Source organism: Providencia sp. PROV109, from assembly GCF_033681625.1.
GTDB lineage: Bacteria > Pseudomonadota > Gammaproteobacteria > Enterobacterales > Enterobacteriaceae > Providencia > Providencia hangzhouensis.
This window is the reverse complement of sequence record NZ_CP096320.1, coordinates 4,523,165-4,542,112: the sequence shown is the minus strand read 5'-3', so window position 1 is coordinate 4,542,112 and position 18,948 is coordinate 4,523,165. Positions and strand designations below refer to the sequence as shown.

Here is an 18,948-nt window from a genome sequence, read left to right as displayed (position 1 = left end):
CACCAAGGGTTTATCACTATGGCTACACAATTAAACATCGAGGCGAACCAACAAGCTGCGCAAGAACGGTTAAGTACACCAGAAGGAAAGAAAGATTTTCGGCGTGCGATTTTTTCTTGTTGGTTGGGCACAACCATGGAATATGCAGACTTTGCTCTCTATGGTTTAGCGGCAGGTATTATTTTCGGTGATGTTTTCTTCCCTGATGCAACGCCTATTATGGCGCTGTTATCCAGTTTTGCAGCCTATTCAGTCGGGTTTATTGCACGTCCGATTGGCGCGTTATTTTTTGGTTGGCTAGGTGATAAACATGGCCGAAAAATGGTTATGGTCATCACGATTGCATTGATGGGGCTATCCACCACACTCATTGGTGCGATACCCAGCCATGCACAAATTGGTGTTTGGGCGCCTGTTTGTTTGGTGATCCTAAGGTTTGCTCAAGGCTTAGGGGCGGGAGCTGAGCTATCCGGTGGTACTGTGATGCTAGGTGAATATGCGCCAGTAAAACGCCGTGGTTTAGTTTCTTCGATTATTGCATTAGGCTCCAACAGTGGAACATTACTGGCCTCAATGATTTGGCTGATAGTGTTACAAATGGACAAAGAAAGTTTGATGTCATGGGGATGGCGGATTCCTTTCCTTGGCAGTATTTTGATTGCATTGGCGGCATTATTTATTCGTCAACATATGCGTGAGACGCCAGTTTTTGAGCGGCAAAAAGAACAGCTTGCTGAAGAACGCCGCCTCGCATTGGAATCTGATGCTGTCGCTCACCCTGTAGATAACCGTTCATTCTGGCAAAAAACGCGTGCGTTTTGGACCATGGTCGGGTTACGTATTGGTGAAAACGGCCCATCTTATCTTGCTCAAGGCTTTATTATCGGTTATGTCACCAAAATATTGTTGGTTGATAAATCTGTGCCAACAACGGCAGTTTTAATTGCTTCAATCCTTGGTTTTGCCATCATTCCATTTGCCGGGTGGTTATCAGATAAATTTGGGCGTCGGATTGTTTATCGCTGGTTCTGTTTTTTACTGATGTTGTATGCCGTGCCCGCTTTCATGTTATTAGACTCCCGAGAGCCAATGATTGTTATTCCAACCATTGTTATTGGGATGGGGTTAGCATCACTAGGGATTTTTGGCGTACAAGCAGCTTGGGGCGTGGAGTTATTTGGTGTACGTAATCGTTATACTAAAATGGCTTTCGCTAAAGAGCTTGGTTCTATTTTATCTGGTGGTACTGCGCCGCTGGTGGCATCTGCATTACTATCATGGACAGGGCATTGGTGGCCGATAGCCGTTTATTTTATTGCGATGGCATGTATTGGTTTAGTAACTACATTCTTTGCACCGGAAACGCGAGGCCGTGACCTAAATCTGCCAGAAGATGCGATATAAGTAAGCATGGCTGTATATAAAAGTCAGAGTGGCTGCTATTCTTTGGCAAAGTCATGTTAGAAAAAGGAATTGCTGGGTGTCAGATACAAATGACCGTAAAGTGACGCGGGTAGATGTTGCCCGCGAAGCCGGAACCTCGGTTGCGGTAGTCAGTTATGTGATTAACAATGGCCCTCGTCCTGTTGCAGAGGCAACGCGGCAAAAGGTGTTAGCAGCAATCAAAAAAACGGGGTATCGGCCAAATGGTATTGCAAAAGCCCTAGCTTCGGGGAGCACGCAAACTTATGGGCTAGTGATCCCCGATATTTCTAACCCCTTTTTAGCCTCTATTGCGCATGCTTTGCAGCGTGAAGCGTTTAAACATGGGCATGTTTTGTTACTGGGGGATGCGGGGGATTCTCGGGTTCGTGAAAAAGAGCTGATTAATAACCTGCTGTTAAGGCAGGTGGAAGGGTTAATTTATACCAGTGTTGACCGGCATCCCTATGTTGATTTAATTCAGTCATCAGGCACGCCCTGTGTGATGCTTGATAGGATTGAAGCCGCAGAAGGGATCAGTACCATTCAAGTGAATGAGAAACTGGCCGCCTATAAAATTACCCGTCATCTTATTAAGCATGGTTATCAAAATATTGGCATTATTTGTGGCCCGAATGAGATGCTCAACACACAAGACCGCTTAAATGGCTGGAAATCTGCGCTGACAGAAGCGGAGTTATCCATACAACAAAAATGGATTTTATCGGGGGAATACACCCGTGATTGGGGTTACCAAGCTATCTATCAGATGCGGGAAGAGGGATTCCCCGAAGCTATTTTTGCCACGAATGAATTGCAAGCTTTTGGCTGTTTAAAAGCCTTAGCAGAATTAAAATTACGCGTACCAGAAGACATTGCACTGGTATGTTTTAACGGTACCGTGCAATCAGAATATACTGTTCCAACTCTCACAACTGTTCGCCAGCCTGTTGATAAAATAGCGCAAAAAGCGATACACATCTTACAAAATTGGCCGCAAAAAGAAGCCATTTGTGAAGTGGAATTTGAATTACAAATCGGGCACTCATGTGGGTGCTGATTATTTATTGTTTCAGGGAAATTTATGCGTGTGATTATAGATTGCGACCCCGGTAATGGGGTCGTTGGTGCTAATGTTGATGATGGCCTAGCACTTGCGCTGGCTATCGCTGCACCTGAAATCAAATTGGAAATGATCACCACAGTTTCGGGTAATACACCTAGCGAAATTGGCTTTGACGTTGCTAGTCATTTAGTTCATTCACTGGGTGAAAATATTCCTGTTTATCGTGGTGCGTCGTCAGCGTTGGTTGAAACTAGCGCACCATGGCGTGAACTACTCGATAACGGCGCTGAACGAGCGCAACTTACGCACCTATGGGATGGCCTTCCATCCATACCTAGCTTACCGAAGTCTATCCCAGAAGCCGCGTTACGTATTGGCGAGTTAGTTTGCCAGAACCCAAAACAAGTCACGATTATTGCCATTGGCCCATTAACCAATATCGCAATAGCAATGCAACTGTTTCCTGACATGGCTCAAAACGTGGCAGAGATAGTGATCATGGGGGCGGTTTTTAACGTGCCGGGGTACTTGAAAGACACCAATTTTGGCGTCGACCCTGAAGCGGCCTACGCGGTGCTTAATAGTGGAGCAAACCTGACTTTAGTGCCGATGGATGTCACAGTACAAACACAAATGGTGCATGAAGATCTTGATAAGCTTGCTCAAATTGGTACACCACTGAGCCGTTTTCTTGTGGCAACAATGCGACCGTGGATGGACTATTCACGTGCGACACGCCATTTAGCAGGGTGTTGGATACATGATGTGTTAACCGTAGCATGGTTATTGGATAAGAGCCTGGTGACTTATGATAAAAAGCACGTAGGTATTGAGCTTCAGGGAGTGCTGCGCGGTAAAAGCTTTTGCTATGACGCACTGCGCTTACGGGTCGGGGTTCCTGAACCAAAAACAAAGCCAATTACTGTGCTGCAATCCGTAGATAACTCAGGTTTATTAGATTTAATCTTTAATACGCTTAAACTGAAAAAATAGTGTGACATGAAAGAATAGCGCCTATAGACGCTATTCTCTTATCACTATGAAGCAGACTTCGGCATCATTCCGTGGGCTAAATGGCCTTTATGAAAAGTCGCGAACCTTGGGGAAATCCGTGCGACTGCCTCAGCAGAACAAGATGCATCAAGCAGCACAAAGCTGGCGTCATCGCCTTTAGCTGGCCACACTTGTTGGCCTTTTTCATCTAACGGTAGAATATTACCTGTTGCGATGGCCAGTGAACGGGACAGCGATAGCTCATCAGGGCGAGTATAAAGCTGCGCGTATAAATTGGCTTTTTCTAGCATATCGCCTAGGCCAAAGGGCGACCAATGGTCAATCACACTATCCGTTCCGGTCATCACAAATACCCCATTTTTATTTAGGGTTTTCAGTGGCATATGCAGTGTGCCGATCGGGACGGTAGAGGCAATGGTAATTTGCTGCTCAGCCAACTGTTTTGCCGTTTTTTCCGCTTGTTCAGGGGTGAGTGTTGCCAGTGCAAAGGCATGGCTGATGGTCACTTTACCGCGTAAGCTGCGGTTTTCATCCACCGTTTTAATCATATAATTGATAGCGGCAACGCCTGCAGGGCTCGTTTCATGCAGATGAATATCCACGCCTTTGTTGTAGTCCAGTGCAATTTGGAACATCGAATCGAGAGACTTTTCCATCGCGCTATCTACATTGGTTGGGTCTAAACCGCCAACGTAATGAGCGCCTGCTTGCATGGCTTCACGCATTAAACCCTCTGACTTGGAATGTAATAAACCATGTTGCGGAAAGGCGACGATTTCGCAAGTTAGGTCTTGTTGGTGTTCACCAAGCACTTTTTGTAAGGCTTCTAAATTTTTTAAACCGGAAACGGGCTCGATATTACAATGGCTACGAGCAATGGTCGATCCTTGGGATTGGATCAGTGCGATCAGCGCATTCGCTCTTTCTTCCGTGAAAGGTTGTAACTCAGGTAGCAATTTTTGCTCTAATGCGATCATATCCATAATGGTTTTGCCTTCACGTGACTGTGGCGCTTGCCATGGCCCGCCATAGAAGGTTTTATCAAGGTGGATATGCATGTCACGAAAGGCCGGTAGCATCAGTTTGCCTTGCGCACTATAGGCATTTAATGTGCCATCAGCATGCTGTTTATTCGGTAAAACGGCTGCAATTTTACCGTCCCGGATTTCTACAGTGTGTAATGCGGTTTGGGTGCCGACGACCGTTGAATCTTGGTAATTAAAGCCAGTTTCGAGTAATACGTCATCGAGGTAATAATGTTTATCCGTAATACTGGACTGGCCTGCTTTTTGGCTAGTTTGGTCTTGAGCGGAGGCAAAGCCCGATACCGCGCCGAATAAAGTGCAAGCGGCTGCGACTTTAGCGCTGGTGGAAAGGAACTCTCTTCTGCCTGATGATTTTTCTGCTTTCATAGAAACTCCTAGTGATATCCATTTACTGTCGAATTTCCTGTTTTTAAGCGACACTTACCCACTCAGATCGTCATCAAACGATCTGAGGAATATTGCGGTTTGCGACTAACAAAAAATTCGCATGATCCAGATTATAGAAACTTACCCTTGAACAATATGGGTTCCCGTTTCACCGCGTAAGGCTTCTGGTAGCTTTTCAGGGGTGGTGATGATCACACGTTTACCGCCATTAGCAATAAACGATAGGCTAGCTTCAATCTTCGGTAACATGCTACCCGCTGGGAAATGGCCTTCTTCCATGTAGCGTTGCATGTCGCTAGTGCTGGTTTCGCCAAGCGCTTTTTGTTCAGGTTTGCCGAAGTGAATACACACTTTTTCGACACCTGTGGTGATAATTAAAATATCGGCATTGAGCTCTTTCGCCAGTAAAGTTGTTGAGAGGTCTTTATCAATCACCGCGTCAACACTTTTGTAGCCACCATTGCCGTTATCAATGACTGGAATACCGCCACCACCTGCAGCAACCACCACATAATTGTGTTCTGTTAAAGTGCGGATCGCTTGTGATTCAATCACACGTTTTGGTTCGGGGGAGGCCACCACACGGCGGTAACCGCGACCAGAGTCTTCAACAAAATGCCAGTTTGGGTTTTCTTGCTGTAATTGCTGAGCTTGTTGCTCAGTAAAAAATGCCCCAATCGGCTTGGTTGGCGCGCTAAAGTTTGGGTCGTTTTTATCGACTTCAACTTGTGTCACTACCGTAATTGCTTGGCGGTTATGGCGTTTCGCTAAGACGTTAGTCAAAGCTTGTTGAACTAAATAGCCAATTCCGCCTTGAGTATCTGCCACACAGTTAGCCAGCGGTGTTAAAGGTAAACCTTCGGTTTCGTGTGCAATTTCTGCACGGCGCAAATCTAATCCAACTTGAGGTCCATTTCCATGGGTCAAAACAATGTTGTAATTACCTTCAAGCATGTCACTAATATGATGTGCGACTTCTTGAACGGCTTTTTCTTGAGCTTCGATAGACTGGCTGTTGTTATCTTTGATAATACTGTTGCCCCCGATGGCAACAACCACGAGTTCTTTCATTGTTAATGTTTCCTGAGACAGAGATTTAGCTGATAGTAGGTGTACAGCGCACACCTACTATAAAAGGTTGGCTTAGTTACACTGACTTACTGAGTTTCTCAGATTTTTCAGCTTGTTGTTCTTCCACCGATTTCCGGCTATCTAAAAAGTGTTTGAGTACAAATAAAGCTGCCATCATGAGGTATGCGTAAACAAACATCAAGGTTGAACCAGTAGCAATTCCGACCGCTGGGGAGTGAATAATTCCGAAGAATACTAATATTGCTCCCGCTGCAGCAGCAATGGCTCCACGCAGTGGTTGATTGAGGATAGCAAAGATAGCAATACAGCCCCATAACATACTGGCTAACGGCGCACCGTTACCTAAATGAACTAGACCTTGGTAATAAACACCTTTGTGTAGCAAGGTTTCAACACCAATTGCACTCGCAGAGGTGCCCGCCGCGCCCATGACACTATTAACCATCGTCAATGCCCAGTTAGCAATCCATGGGAATAGACAGATAAAGATAACGGGAACTTCAATTTTTGGCGTTTCTCGCACAACTTGGTTGGCGGTGACGACACCGATAAACACCAGTATTGGCACGATAGCGGTCATTGGAATGATAGCTAACATAAAGGCACCGATACCGAATAATGGGACGATAAACATAGTGATACCGGATGCTAGGGTATAACCTACGCTAGCGCCCATGGCTTTCCAACCCGCATGGCCGACGTAAACAGTGACAGGGAATGGGTTACCCATAAAACAGCCAACTGTAGACGATAAACCGTTAGCTAACATGACCTTACGAGTATTATATTCATCACCTGCAGCATGCGCACTTTCAATATTTTCAAGGTCGAAGATATAGTTTGCTAAGCCAAGTGGTACCGCAGACGCTAAGTAAGGCAGAGCGTGTGGCAGGCCTTGGAAGAAGCTATCAATATGGATGCCCGGCGGGTTGAAACCAAATGACGCCATTGAGTCTTTGATTGCTTCCGCACTTTGCAAGCCAGAAACCCATGCCAATACCGTACCGGCAATTAGCAGCAATAAGCCAGTTGGGATGCGAGCAAAAATCGGTTTTTTACCAAACCAGTTAATGAAAATTAATAACAGCACAATGAATGAAACCGTTGGTGCTTCAAACGCTTGCAGCATCGGGTTCATCGCTAGTAACAGTAATCCTAAACCGGACAAACAGGATAACAGTACGGTGCGTGGGATCATCTTACGGATGGTTTCACCTAAGAAAGAACCACCGACGAGGATCATTGATTCGACAAAACACCAAACCAGCGCAATTTGGATCGCAAATTCAGCATTCTGTGTTGTTTGGTAGACAGGCATGATGACTAAGAACGTCACCGTAAAGATAGAAGGCGCACTCGGCCCTGATGGTAAAGCGGTGACATCATTGCGTCCAGTTTGCTTTATCATTTGCTGGCCAAAGTAAGCATAGCTCACGCTGGCAAGTAAAACAGCGAAACCAAAGGCTGGTGCGATACGGCCGTAAACAATTTCTGATGGGATTCCGACAACGAAAATCAAGAGACCCATCATGGTGAGTAGGTTGGTTAGGTTATTGGTCATTAAGCCGAAGTAGGCGGCCAAATCCCCACGTTTCCATTTGATATTTAGTATATTCATAAAATACTCCCATACCCGTCATACTTTGAACCGCAGCGTTGTTGGCTGCGTTCATTCACCCTAGTCACATACTTGTGTATGCTCCTAGGGACTCATTTACTTGCCGCCTAGCTGCAATTCAAATTATTTAGGGTATACCCCTACATTTTGAGTTACAGCACTGTTTTTCAAATAAAATTAATCAGGGTTCACGTTTTATTTTTATTGCCCAACCGGAGTTGGGCGTCTTTTTTATGATTGAAAACTAAGCATATTTCTGTGCGTAGGCCAACATGGCTTTTTCAAAGCAATCAAACGGTGGGTGAACAATACCTGCCCCAATCATACCGATGCCCGCATCTTTATGGGCAATGGCTGTGTTGATAACAGGTAAAATACCACTGGCTGAAACCTTCGTAATATCAATAGCTGTAGGGATACCCATAAAGCCCAATAATGGAATAGTGACATTCGGGTTTTCACCTAAGGTGATTTCACGCATTTGGCGAGAGAAATCGACCGCTTCTTCTACCGTACCGCCAACGAGTGCCACAATAGCTGGCGCTGTTGCCATAGCAAAACCGCCAATACCGTAGGTTTCTGTGATTGCGGAGTCACCGATATCTAAACCAGAGTCTTCAGGTTTGTAGCCTGCAAACATTGGGCCGATAACTTGCTGAGAAGGCCCTGTGAACCATTGACCTGGTAGTCCACTAATGCGTAAACCAAATTCATAGCCATTACGCGCCATGGTCGTGACAACAGTGCTGTATTCGATACCGTGAGCCGCATCCATTGATGCTTTACACATCGCCATCCACGTTGGGCCGGAGAAGTAATCGCTGCTTGCAACAAAATCAAATACTTCTTTTTGCTGGGCGACAGAGAAATCAGTTTGAATGATCCCTGTTGTAAGCGCTTGAATCAGTAAGGTTGTCCCTGCATTGTTACGGTTATGGCACTCATCGCCCATATGCAGTGCTTGAGCAAGCATCAAACGCAGGTCGATTTCACCAACGATTTTCATTGCGTCGCGCAGCATTGGGCCTAATACATCACGCATCCAATTTAAACGGTCTATTACACTTTGGTCGTTGGCACCCATGCGCAGGATTTTTGCCATTTGCTCACTGAGGTTAGTGAATGCACGGTTGCCATAGGTTTTATTCTCAACGATATGCATAAACATCGATGCTGAAGTGACACCTGCCATCGAACCTACACAATCGTGTTCATGGCAAGGGGAGAAAATGATGTCCCCCGAGGCCGCAACGCGTTCTGCATCGGCTAAATCTTTCGCTAATCCTTCGAAAACCAGCGCTCCCGTCACCGCACCTTTCATCGCGCCACACATATCTTTCCAAGCAACCGGTGGGCCTGCGTGTAGGATAGTATTTTTGGTCATGCCTGGAACCACATTAATCGCTTGGTCGTAACCGATTAACACTGGTTGAGATTGAATAATGCGCTCAAGCGCTTGAGCATTGGCGGCCGCAATTTTTTCTTGTAGTGCGGTATTACCTTCAATTTGGTCGAGGGCGCGAATAACCGCAACGTTGCCTTGTCCGGGAGGAGTCCAATTTAAATGTGTGACCGGAACATGTTGTTTTTTTAGGTCATCACTGAACATTTCGATGCCAACATTGATGACATTTAATGGCTGCTTAAATAATGAAGTCATTATGCTTTCTCCCCTTTCCATACAAACTCACGCCCTAATAAACCGGTATTGGTGCTGCTACTTGCCCAGATAACGCCGGCATCTGTTAGCATTTTGACCTGAGCATCCATCGACGGTGTGTCTTGGTCAGTACCCAGCACATAGCCTAAAATTTCTAATTCACGCCCATCTTGTTTGGCAATATTCTTCGCTTCTTTAATCGCGTCGATCATCACGCCTACTGGGTCTTCGTGAGAACCAAAGCCCAAAACGAAGTCCATCATAATCACGCCAACTTCAGGGTCTCGAGCCTCTTGTAATAAGCGTTCAATGCGGTTAGTTGGGTCGATCATTGGGTGCGGTTTACCGTTGGTAAAGTCGTCATCACCAAAGTCGAGGAAAGTGTGCGCAATACTTTTGTTGAGGTCTTTTAAGCGATAGTCAGGGTTTGGCTGAATATTGCTGTAAACATCATCGTATTTTTCCAAGGCGGCAAACATGGCTTCATCACATAGCGTTCCACCACAGAATAAGCCACGAATATATTTCTGCTCAGGTTTCAGCTTTGCTCTGACTTCGTCAATAAGTGGTAAATTAAGAGGGTGTAAATCTAAATCTTCTTTGCGAATACCGGTTAATAGAACGGCTTTCAGTGCGGCTTCTTTGGTGCCCTGAGCAAAGGTTAGACCCGGTTTGTCTTCTGGTAGTGGTTGGCTACCTAAGAAACACACAACAACCGGTTTGTGGCATTTTTCCGCTTGTTCTAACACTTTTTTCGCAACGTTAGGAGCTGGTGGCTTAGAGATCAATGCGATAACTTGAGTTTCATCATCGGCATCGAGCATTTTCAGGGCGTCAATCATCATGATACCGCCAATTTTCTCGCTTAAATCGCGACCACCAGTACCAATTAATTGGGAAACCCCTGCGCCAAATTCGTGTATGCGGACGCTAAGTTCTTGACTACCCGTACCGGATGCACCGATGATGCCAATGCTGCCACGGCGAACGCTATTACCAAAGCACAGCGCGGTTCCGTTGATAATGGCAGTTCCGCAGTCAGGGCCCATCATCAGTAAGCCTTTTTTGCTAGCCAGCTGTTTAAGTGCGAGTTCATCTTCAATGGAGACGTTATCGGAAAATAGCATGACATTGAGGTCATTTTCTAACGCAATGCGTGCTTCACGGGCAGCAAACTGACCATTTACTGAAATGACGGCAAGGTTGGCATCTGGGATATGTGTTTTCGCTGAATTAATGGTGGCGTATTTGGCTTCATGCTGCCCGCCGCCTTGATTTTTCTTATTAAATAAATCTTCGATAGCAATTAATGTGGCTTCGTTAGCTTCATCACTTGGGCCTTTAATGACAATCATTAAATCGCCATTTTTAGCCTCTTCTAATTCAGGTGTTAGTAAACCTAAATTACGTAAAACACCTTTGTTCATCTCTGTTGCCATTGCGACGAACGCTTGCTCAACATTGTCGAGTTGATTGGCTTTTGTCGAAATAGACATCAGTGATACGGAATCAAAATAGGTATTCTTTTTTATGACAACTTTAGTCGACATAGTTTTCTCCGAAATAATGGGTGATATACAGGGCATCTCGCAAGCCAAATAGCATGTCGCTGCCAGAACTCGACCCGATATTTAAAATCTCTAAAAATTGTGGATAAATATTTGTTTCTTTCGCATCAACTAATGATTGAATTAATTGCTGCATATTTTCGCGATATTCTCGGTTTAATGCTTTTTCTAATGTGATGGCACTGATAGGTGTCGTCTGGCTTAAGCTTTGGGTTATTCCTTGATAAAACTCAGGGTAAAAAGTGGCAGCCGGGTGACCGGTTAATAATAAAAATGCCATTAACCCAACTAAGTAATCATCTCCTGAAGGTGTTAGCCCGATACCTAATCCAACAAACTGGTGGATCACATAAATAATATTTTCTTTATTTTTCTTAATTATTGACTCAATCAATTCAGAGCGTAATTGAACCAATTGCTCTGTCATAGAGAGATAAAAAAAGTTATCTCCCTGATATTTAAATAGAGAATTTTTATTTTCAGTTAAGATTAAATCCAAATTACTTATTTGTTCTTCGATATATAATAAATAATTTGATTTCTTCAGTTCGTTATCACTAAAGTTGATAACTGGTTGCCGCCATTCTTTACATAAAGAAAATGATATTAAATAATGACTACCAATCAATATTTCTTTATTTGATAAATTAATAGTCTCTCCTTCTTTAATATCGAAAAGAGAAAAGTCTTTATTGATTAATCGGCAACTATTTGGTGCATTATCTAATTGAGAACAAAGCAAAGTATAAAGTACATTATCAATAGAAAAGTTAATGGCTTTATTAAATACTTGTTCTACCATTCCTTGGGGTTGTGGCTGATTCAACAGATTGAGAAAATGTGTATCAGCCGTTAGCCCGTATAACCTTTGCCGATGAGATATGGATGCGTTCACATGCCTCCTTATCCTATTTAAAGTCTATGATTTCGCTAGGCTCCAGCTGCAATCAGTAACTCAGCAATCTCGTTATAGCCTTTTTCACGTGCTAGCTCTAATGGTTTTTTACCATATTTATCAGTCATGTGAGGGTTTGCGCCATAGTCTAATAGCAATTTAACGATTTGCTGCTGTTTTTCGCCACCGTCGTTGAGTACGATAGCTTCTAATAGTGGTGTCCAACCTACAAAGTTGGTGTGATTGACATTAATATCGGTTTTTTCAAGTAATTCACGAACGATTTCCACATGGCCTTTTTCACTAGCAGGTGTAATTCCCACACCACCAAAACGGGTCAATAAATCTAAATTTGGTTTTGCAGGCAAGACAATACGCAATAAAGTGAGGTCATTATTAAGACAACTTAATAAGAAAGGGTTAAAACACGTTTGGTCTTGTTTATTAATATCCGCCCCTGCATTAATCAGAAAAGAAATACATTCATAATGTTTATTCAGGCTGGCATTGACGATAGCTGTACGGCCTTGACGGTTGGTGGTATTAATATCCACACCTTTTTCAAGACAACGTTTTAATATTTCTAATTGTCCTTGTTCAGCTGCGGTTAAAAAATCGTGAGCGAGAGTACTAGCGGTCATCATTTTCCCCTTAGGTTGGTTTTTATTACCAACATAGATAAAGACAATTTAAAAGTGACTTCGAATATATAATGATTAGAGCATAGCAATTGTCATTAATAAAAAGAATCCGTTTAAATTTAATTCATCAATGAGGCGTTTGATTATTGAATTAAATTCAACAATCCGGCTTTTTTGTGCGTGTGAGCATTATTTTTAATCGTTATTTGATAGTTTATGGCCATTTTTTGACCCGAATTGTGTGATTTTCTTTGTTAATTAAAATCGAAAATCATGATTTACTCAGTTCTGTGATAGACATCAAATTGAAAGTTTTTAATTTGTTAAATTTGTAATTTTATTGATCGCAATCGTGTCGAATGTTAATACTTGGTTTGCCTATTTAATTCAATAATATTAGGTATTTCGAATATTAATAGTTACTTTAAAGGTGTGGTTTTTACTTGGCGAAAATGCATATCAAATTTAATCTATTCCAGTTGTTAATAATTCTGTTAAGCTATAAAAATGTGCTCGAAAAATAATCTGATTTTTACGTTATTGAATTTTATTCACATAAAAACATGATTTGTCTAAATTTTAAACATTTTTGGCGGTGGGTATGAACTCAATTTTTACGGAAGAAAACTTACTGACTTACACAACAGCGGCGAAGTTTGCGAGTTTTAGTAAAGCAGCAGAAGAGTTAGGCGTGACCACCTCCGCGGTGAGTTATACCATCAAACGTATCGAAACCTATTTAGATGTGGCGTTATTTATTCGTAATACCCGTAATATTGAACTCACCGAAGCCGGTTATTATTTTTATCGCAAAGCAACCGACTTGCTTAATAATTTCCATTCCATTCAAAAAAGTATTTATTCTATTGAGCAAGGTATTGAAGCGCGGGTACGTATTTGTATTAATCAGTTATTATATACGCCGTATCATACCGCTAGGTTATTGCAAATATTAAAAAAACAGTTTGCTACCTGCCACATTACAGTGACAACAGAAGTGTACAATGGGGTTTGGGATGCCATTATTAATAACCATGCGGATATTGCGATTGGCGCTCCGGGTACTTTGATGGATGGCGGTGGAATTGACTACACTGAAATTGGTGCGATTCACTGGCAATTTGCTATTGCAGCAACTCACCCTTTGGCACTGATGCCAGAGCCTATCGCTGAGAGCCAGTTGCGTCTTTATCCAAATATTATGGTAGAGGATACCGCGCATACCATTAATAAGCGGGTGGGTTGGCTACTACATGGGCAAGAGGCAATTCAAGTTCCTGATTTTAATACTAAATGCCAGTGTCAGATACTCGGTGAAGGGATTGGCTTTTTACCCGATTATATGATCAAAGAACATGTTAAACATGGCCTGTTGGTAACAAAACAAATTCAGAACCCACGACAAGACTCCCATATGCTATTAGCCACACAACATTCGGCTACTGGGCTTGTGACGCAGTGGATACGCAAAGAATTTGGTGAAAAGGGGGTTTTAGCAGACCTCTACAGCGACCTCCTAAAACCCATCAATTAGTATTATTGGCTAGCGACATCAAGGGCTTTATCGATGGCGTCAGGGATCACTGAACCGTGGTTTTTGCCGTCGAACAAGGTAAATTCACAGTGCCTTTGGTGGTTTGCAATTTCAGTGCAAACTTGGCGTGTGCTAATCCAACTTTTGCGCATTTGGTAATTTTTCACCTGTTCGGTGCTGAGTTTGGATAAATCAGGGCTCTCTTCTAAACCACCTAAAGTCACAAACAGGGGGGAACTGGCCTGTTTAGCTGTCAATTTTGCTAAATCCACCATACTTCCTTTGCCCCACCATAATGACGGGCTGGCAGAAACATAAAACTGGAAATCATCCGGCTGTTGTTGGTATGCCATCAAGGTAAATAATCCGCCAAATGAATGGCCAAATAGGGTTTGCTTGCTTTTATCAATAGGAAACCGTTGTTCTGCCCATGGGCGGACTGTGTCAGTTAAATATTGGTATAGCGCAGGGGAGCCTCCCCCTTGTTTAAAATCTTCACCGGCAACGGGTGGGGTATAGTCGTAAGTTCGCCATGCTTTTGGAAAGGCTTCGTCGATGGGGTAGCCAATTCCAATAATAATCGGTAGTTTATCTACGGCTAGCTTTTCAACAGCGCGATTAACGACTTTAGGATATAAGCCATTGCCATCAAGCATATACAGGACAGGGCGTTGTGCGGTGACATTATAGGGTACCGCACTGTAAATGCGCAGCGCACGGTCACCGTAGGTCATATCCGTTTGTTGGATATCGTAAAATTGGCTGACAGTTTTATCCAAGGGTGGAATGGTTTGGCTTGGGCGGGAAAATGCGGAACTGGTCATACACAGTAATATGCCACTTAATATGATTTTATTCATTTATTGAGTCTATTTAAAGGTTTTGAGGGTATACCTGAAACAGGCATACCCTCAGAGTTAATTAGAAACTAACGTTAACGTTCGCCCAATAACGGCGTCCGTCTTCAACATCCCAGTTACCGCCTTTCTCATCAATCTTAGGCCCTTTCTCATTACCAATATTTAATACCGCAAAGTTGAGTTTGGTATTTTTCAATAATTGATAGGTTGCACCGACATCCATAGTGGTATAACCACTACGGTAGCGAGCACCAGAATGACTATTCCTCTGCGCAGCCCAAATTTGCTTACCTTCATAGTGAGCGCGGGTATACAGAGTCAGGTCTTCATTGAAGTTCCAATCTAATTTTGCATTAGCGATGTGTTTTGGTGTTTTATCTAATGGGTATCCTTTCAATGAGGTCCCATTTCTTAGTTTCTCATCATCACTTTTACGTTCGGAATCAGTATAAGTGTAGTTTAAGTTAAGGTTCCAATCTTGTGCGAGAGGTATACCCGTTGCAACCTCGACTCCTTTAATATTGGCTTTACCAACATTGTCATATTGGTAGATAAACAGACCAGTGCTAGTTTCTTCTTTACCAGTCGCATAGCTCGTTAATTTATTTTTAAAATCAGTATTAAAGAAGGTTAAGCTTGCATTAAAGCCAGACTCATGGTTATAAGCAATACTGATTTCTTCACTAACGCTCTTTTCCGGTTTTAGGTCTGGATTACCATAAATAACACCTTTACCACCTTGGGTAGAGGTGCCATAACCTTTACTAATTTCACGCAATGTTGGTGCGCGAAAAGCAGAAGAAACGCCCCCTTTAATGGTGATTTCATCTGTCAGATAATAAACCGCATAACCCCTTGGGTTCCAATGGTTTCCATAGGTTTCGTGGTGATCTAAACGTAGGCCACCGGTTAAGATCAGATCATCTGTTGCAGTAAATTCATTTTCCACAAACAGTGCCGATTGCTCAACGCTCATACTGTAATTTTCAAACTTTTCTTTTGAAACCAGTGAGCTATCTTTGAGCTTTGAGTATTGATATTGGCCACCAACGGTTAAGATGTTGTCGGGTAAAAACGCGACTACTTTACCATCTACAACTGTATTGGTAATTTCAGGGACACGAACTTCATAGCCTCCTTCCCATTTTCCTGTTTTTTCATTCAATTCTTGTGATTTAGTATGTCGTTTGGTTTGTTCTTGATAAACACTAAATTCTGTATTGAAATTGTTCCATTCACCTTTATAAGTCAATGCGGCATGGTTACGGTTATTATGTATCTCTGATTTTGGGTTTTTCTGCGCACCAGCACGGTTGGCATATTCATCGATAGATTTACCTGGAGTATCTCCCCTTTCTTGAGTGGTTCTACCCGCTTCTAATAAAAAAGTTTGATTATCCATTGGGGTAAACGTCAGTTTTGCGGTTAGGCTCTTATTATCTTTTTTATTATGCCCTCCAATTATCTTATCTTCCTGACGGTAATCCCCACCACCATACAATTGCAGGCCGAGTTTATCTTGAATTAATGGGCCTGATAGGTAGAAGTTACCGTCGGTTGAATTACCGCTATCACTGTTTTCTTGGATAATTGCGCCGGTTGTCACACTACCGTGCCATTCATTGGTCACTTTTTTGGTGATGATATTGATAACACCACCCATCGCATCAGAACCATACAGGGAGGACATAGGTCCACGGATCACTTCGATGCGTTCAATCGCTTCGACAGGTGGCATAAAGCCCGCTTCAAAACCACCACTGCCATTTGGACGTGATTCACGGCTATTTTGACGACGCCCATCGACCAATATCAACGTGTATTCGCCGGGTAAGCCACGGATATTAATATCTTGTTTGTTGGCGGCCCCAACGATACTCACCCCTTCCACGTCTTTAACGGCATCGGCGAGGTCACGGACAGGTTTATTTTGTAATTGGTCTGCACTGATCACGGTCACACTAGCAGGAGCATCACGCAGTTGTTGCGAGAAGCCTGACGCACTGACGACCATGGTATCTGTTTTATTGTCTGCTGCTGTAGCGCTAAATGAAGATAAAGCCGCACAAACACCGGCGGCAATAAGGGTGTAGTGATATTGCAAAGTCATAGTTATCCCTAGTAAATATAAATGAGAATGATAATTATATTGTTTGCGAATATTATCACTAAAACATATCAAAAATAAATAATGAGCTAGCTAATTTATGAGCAATATTTGATCTCAGCTAAGAATTTTCACCTAAGGTGTTTTCCCCCCTTTTACCGTTTTTACCAAGCGTGACGAAAAATTAAGGCTTAACTTTGGTTTATGGTGTTTATCGGTGTGTAAATCTACTCTAGCGCCAACGTTCACTAAAAAAATTTGAGTTATATGAAACATACATTCAAAATTAGCCCGTATCCTTGGGGATAACCTCGTTAACCTAATGAATAATATTAAGTACTGGTAAAGAGATAAAAGCCGGCCGATAGGCCAGCAATACTAGCGTACTTCGTTACTCTATTAAGCACCGTATTGAGTTTATTAATGTTGTATTGATGAGGACAAAAATGAAAATCGAGACAATCAGTGGTATTAAAAAGCAAGCGGCAGCCCGTGATCAAAAATGAAAACTCCAAGTTAAGAAATCATAAATATAGCCTAATAAATAGGGGCTTCACATCTAAAAAAGAATGTCGATAATTGAATGATTGATTTTTATTACGAGTAAATATTATTTAATATATTTTTAATTTTCACTTTCAATCTAATTAAGAATGATTTTGATTAAATTGATAATAAACATCAATTTAATGCTTGATTTGATTTGCTTTTAATTAGTTGTTTTATATCAATGAATTAATGGTTTTTTGTTGGGATTAATTTGATTGTAAATTATTAGCTATTGCTTTATTACATATAGTTCGTAAATATATAGGAAGAATTAATATTGATTTCAGAACTTGAGAGTTATTATGAGTCAAGATACCCATTCAGAAACACATAATCAAAAAACGACGAATGAAAAACGCAGAACAATATGGATGGTGATAGCCACAATAATTATCATTCTATTATTTGTAGCCTACGGTGCTTATTGGTTTTTAGTTTTACGCTTTCAAGAATATACCGATGATGCCTATGTATCTGGCTTGCAAATCCCGATAGTTGCGCAAACAACGGGTAATGTTACTCAAGTTAACTTTGAAAACACCGACTTGGTAAAGGCGGGTGATGTACTCGTTGTATTAGATAAAACTAACGCCCGCTTAGCATTCGAACAAGCCAAACATGATTTAGCAACAACCGTGCGCAAAACCAAAGAGCTCTATATCAATGGTGATGAATATCAAGCGCAAATTCAAAAAAACCGGGTGACACTTGCGCAAGCTCAAAAAGATTATCAACGTCGTGTGGCTTTAGGCCGCAGCGGTACCATTTCGAAGGAAGACCTACAGCACTCCCAAGAAGCGGTACAACTTGCTCAGGCAGCTCTGGATATTTCTATTCAACAATACAATGCCAACCGTGCATTGTTGCGTAATACAGAGCTCAAAAAACAACCAGCAATTCAGCAAGCGGCTGATAGCGTACGCAGTGCGTGGATAAACTTACAACGTACTGAAATTAAAAGCCCGATGACGGGGTATGTTTCACGGCGTAATGTTCAAGTTGGTTCTCAAGTCAGCCCACAGAGCTCTTTAATGGCCATTGTGCCTGTCCAGCCTGTTTGGGTAGATGCAAACTTCAAAGAAACCCAACTGGAAAAAGTCCGTATTGGGCAACCCGTGACGATTAACAGTGATTTTTACGGAGATGATATCGTTTATAACGGTACCGTTGTCGGGCTTGATATGGGAACCGGCAGTGCTTTCTCATTATTACCTGCCCAAAACGCGACAGGGAACTGGATTAAAGTCGTACAGCGCTTGCCTGTACGCGTTGAATTAGACCCTGAGCAGGTGGCGAAGCACCCATTACGCATTGGGTTATCCATGAATGTCACCATAGATATTAAAGACCAGAATGGCCCTGTTTTAGCGGAAGTCCAGCGTACAGCACCAGCATTTGAAAGTGATGTGTTGGTCTTAAACTTAAGTGATGTCGACCACATCATCGACACCATTATCAGCGATAACGCAGACTAGCTTGAAAGGAGCCG

The 18,948-nt window shown here is 42.6% G+C and carries 14 protein-coding genes; 5 read left to right on the top strand and 9 right to left on the bottom strand.

From position 1 onward, the window contains the following. Positions 1 to 18: 18 nt before the first annotated feature. From M1F25_RS21095 to M1F25_RS21085, 3 genes are all read left to right on the top strand, one after another. On the top strand, positions 19 to 1,404 hold the full coding sequence (locus M1F25_RS21095) for an MFS transporter (protein ID WP_004262975.1): 1,386 nt from the start codon (positions 19 to 21) through the stop codon (positions 1,402 to 1,404). 76 nt (positions 1,405 to 1,480) lie between these two features. Beyond that, positions 1,481 to 2,482, top strand: a complete 1,002-nt coding sequence (locus tag M1F25_RS21090) for a LacI family DNA-binding transcriptional regulator (protein WP_181488913.1) — start codon at positions 1,481 to 1,483, stop codon at positions 2,480 to 2,482. 24 nt (positions 2,483 to 2,506) lie between these two features. After that, complete coding sequence (locus M1F25_RS21085; RefSeq protein WP_112307994.1) at positions 2,507 to 3,481, top strand: nucleoside hydrolase; 975 nt, start codon at positions 2,507 to 2,509, stop codon at positions 3,479 to 3,481. A gap of 44 nt (positions 3,482 to 3,525) precedes the next feature. Here the strand turns inward: M1F25_RS21085 and M1F25_RS21080 are convergent, their stop codons facing one another. The 7 genes from M1F25_RS21080 to M1F25_RS21050 all read right to left on the bottom strand — a co-directional run bounded on the left by M1F25_RS21080 (position 3,526) and on the right by M1F25_RS21050 (position 12,409). Next, on the bottom strand, positions 3,526 to 4,914 hold the full coding sequence (locus M1F25_RS21080) for an amidohydrolase family protein (protein WP_096863515.1): 1,389 nt from the start codon (positions 4,912 to 4,914) through the stop codon (positions 3,526 to 3,528). A 141-nt stretch (positions 4,915 to 5,055) separates the two neighbouring features. Further along, on the bottom strand, positions 5,056 to 6,006 hold the full coding sequence (locus M1F25_RS21075; protein ID WP_004262965.1) for a carbamate kinase family protein: 951 nt from the start codon (positions 6,004 to 6,006) through the stop codon (positions 5,056 to 5,058). Between the two features lie 76 nt (positions 6,007 to 6,082). Beyond that, positions 6,083 to 7,645, bottom strand: a complete 1,563-nt coding sequence (locus tag M1F25_RS21070; protein ID WP_004262962.1) for a hypothetical protein — start codon at positions 7,643 to 7,645, stop codon at positions 6,083 to 6,085. 244 nt (positions 7,646 to 7,889) lie between these two features. Further along, a complete protein-coding gene (locus M1F25_RS21065) occupies positions 7,890 to 9,305 on the bottom strand; it encodes a DUF1116 domain-containing protein (RefSeq protein ID WP_164454829.1) in 1,416 nt (471 codons plus the stop codon). Continuing rightward, on the bottom strand, positions 9,305 to 10,855 hold the full coding sequence (gene fdrA, locus M1F25_RS21060; protein ID WP_004262956.1) for an acyl-CoA synthetase FdrA: 1,551 nt from the start codon (positions 10,853 to 10,855) through the stop codon (positions 9,305 to 9,307). Before fdrA ends, M1F25_RS21065 begins: the two co-directional genes overlap by 1 nt. Beyond that, positions 10,845 to 11,768, bottom strand: a complete 924-nt coding sequence (locus M1F25_RS21055) for a DUF2877 domain-containing protein (RefSeq protein WP_112307991.1) — start codon at positions 11,766 to 11,768, stop codon at positions 10,845 to 10,847. The genes fdrA and M1F25_RS21055 overlap by 11 nt, the downstream gene beginning before the upstream one ends. A 35-nt stretch (positions 11,769 to 11,803) precedes the next feature. After that, positions 11,804 to 12,409 carry an ankyrin repeat domain-containing protein gene (locus M1F25_RS21050; RefSeq protein ID WP_181488911.1) on the bottom strand — a complete coding sequence of 202 codons (606 nt, stop codon included), beginning with the start codon at positions 12,407 to 12,409 and terminating at the stop codon, positions 11,804 to 11,806. Between the two features lie 601 nt (positions 12,410 to 13,010). Between M1F25_RS21050 and M1F25_RS21045 the strand changes: the two genes are divergently transcribed. Further along, positions 13,011 to 13,943, top strand: a complete 933-nt coding sequence (locus M1F25_RS21045) for a LysR substrate-binding domain-containing protein (RefSeq protein ID WP_096863520.1) — start codon at positions 13,011 to 13,013, stop codon at positions 13,941 to 13,943. Between the two features lie 2 nt (positions 13,944 to 13,945). Here M1F25_RS21045 and M1F25_RS21040 read toward each other — a convergent pair whose 3' ends face one another. Together M1F25_RS21040 and M1F25_RS21035 are read right to left on the bottom strand one after the other, a co-directional pair. Then, positions 13,946 to 14,803, bottom strand: coding sequence for an alpha/beta hydrolase (locus M1F25_RS21040; protein WP_181488909.1), 858 nt, complete (start codon positions 14,801 to 14,803; stop codon positions 13,946 to 13,948). A gap of 61 nt (positions 14,804 to 14,864) precedes the next feature. Continuing rightward, a complete protein-coding gene (locus M1F25_RS21035) occupies positions 14,865 to 16,913 on the bottom strand; it encodes a TonB-dependent receptor domain-containing protein (RefSeq protein ID WP_094960847.1) in 2,049 nt (682 codons plus the stop codon). Positions 16,914 to 17,761: 848 nt separating this feature from the next. Between M1F25_RS21035 and emrA the strand changes: the two genes are divergently transcribed. Continuing rightward, positions 17,762 to 18,934: a multidrug efflux MFS transporter periplasmic adaptor subunit EmrA gene (gene emrA / locus M1F25_RS21030; RefSeq protein WP_004262941.1), complete on the top strand. Its 1,173-nt coding sequence runs from the start codon at positions 17,762 to 17,764 to the stop codon at positions 18,932 to 18,934. Positions 18,935 to 18,948 lie beyond the last annotated feature (14 nt).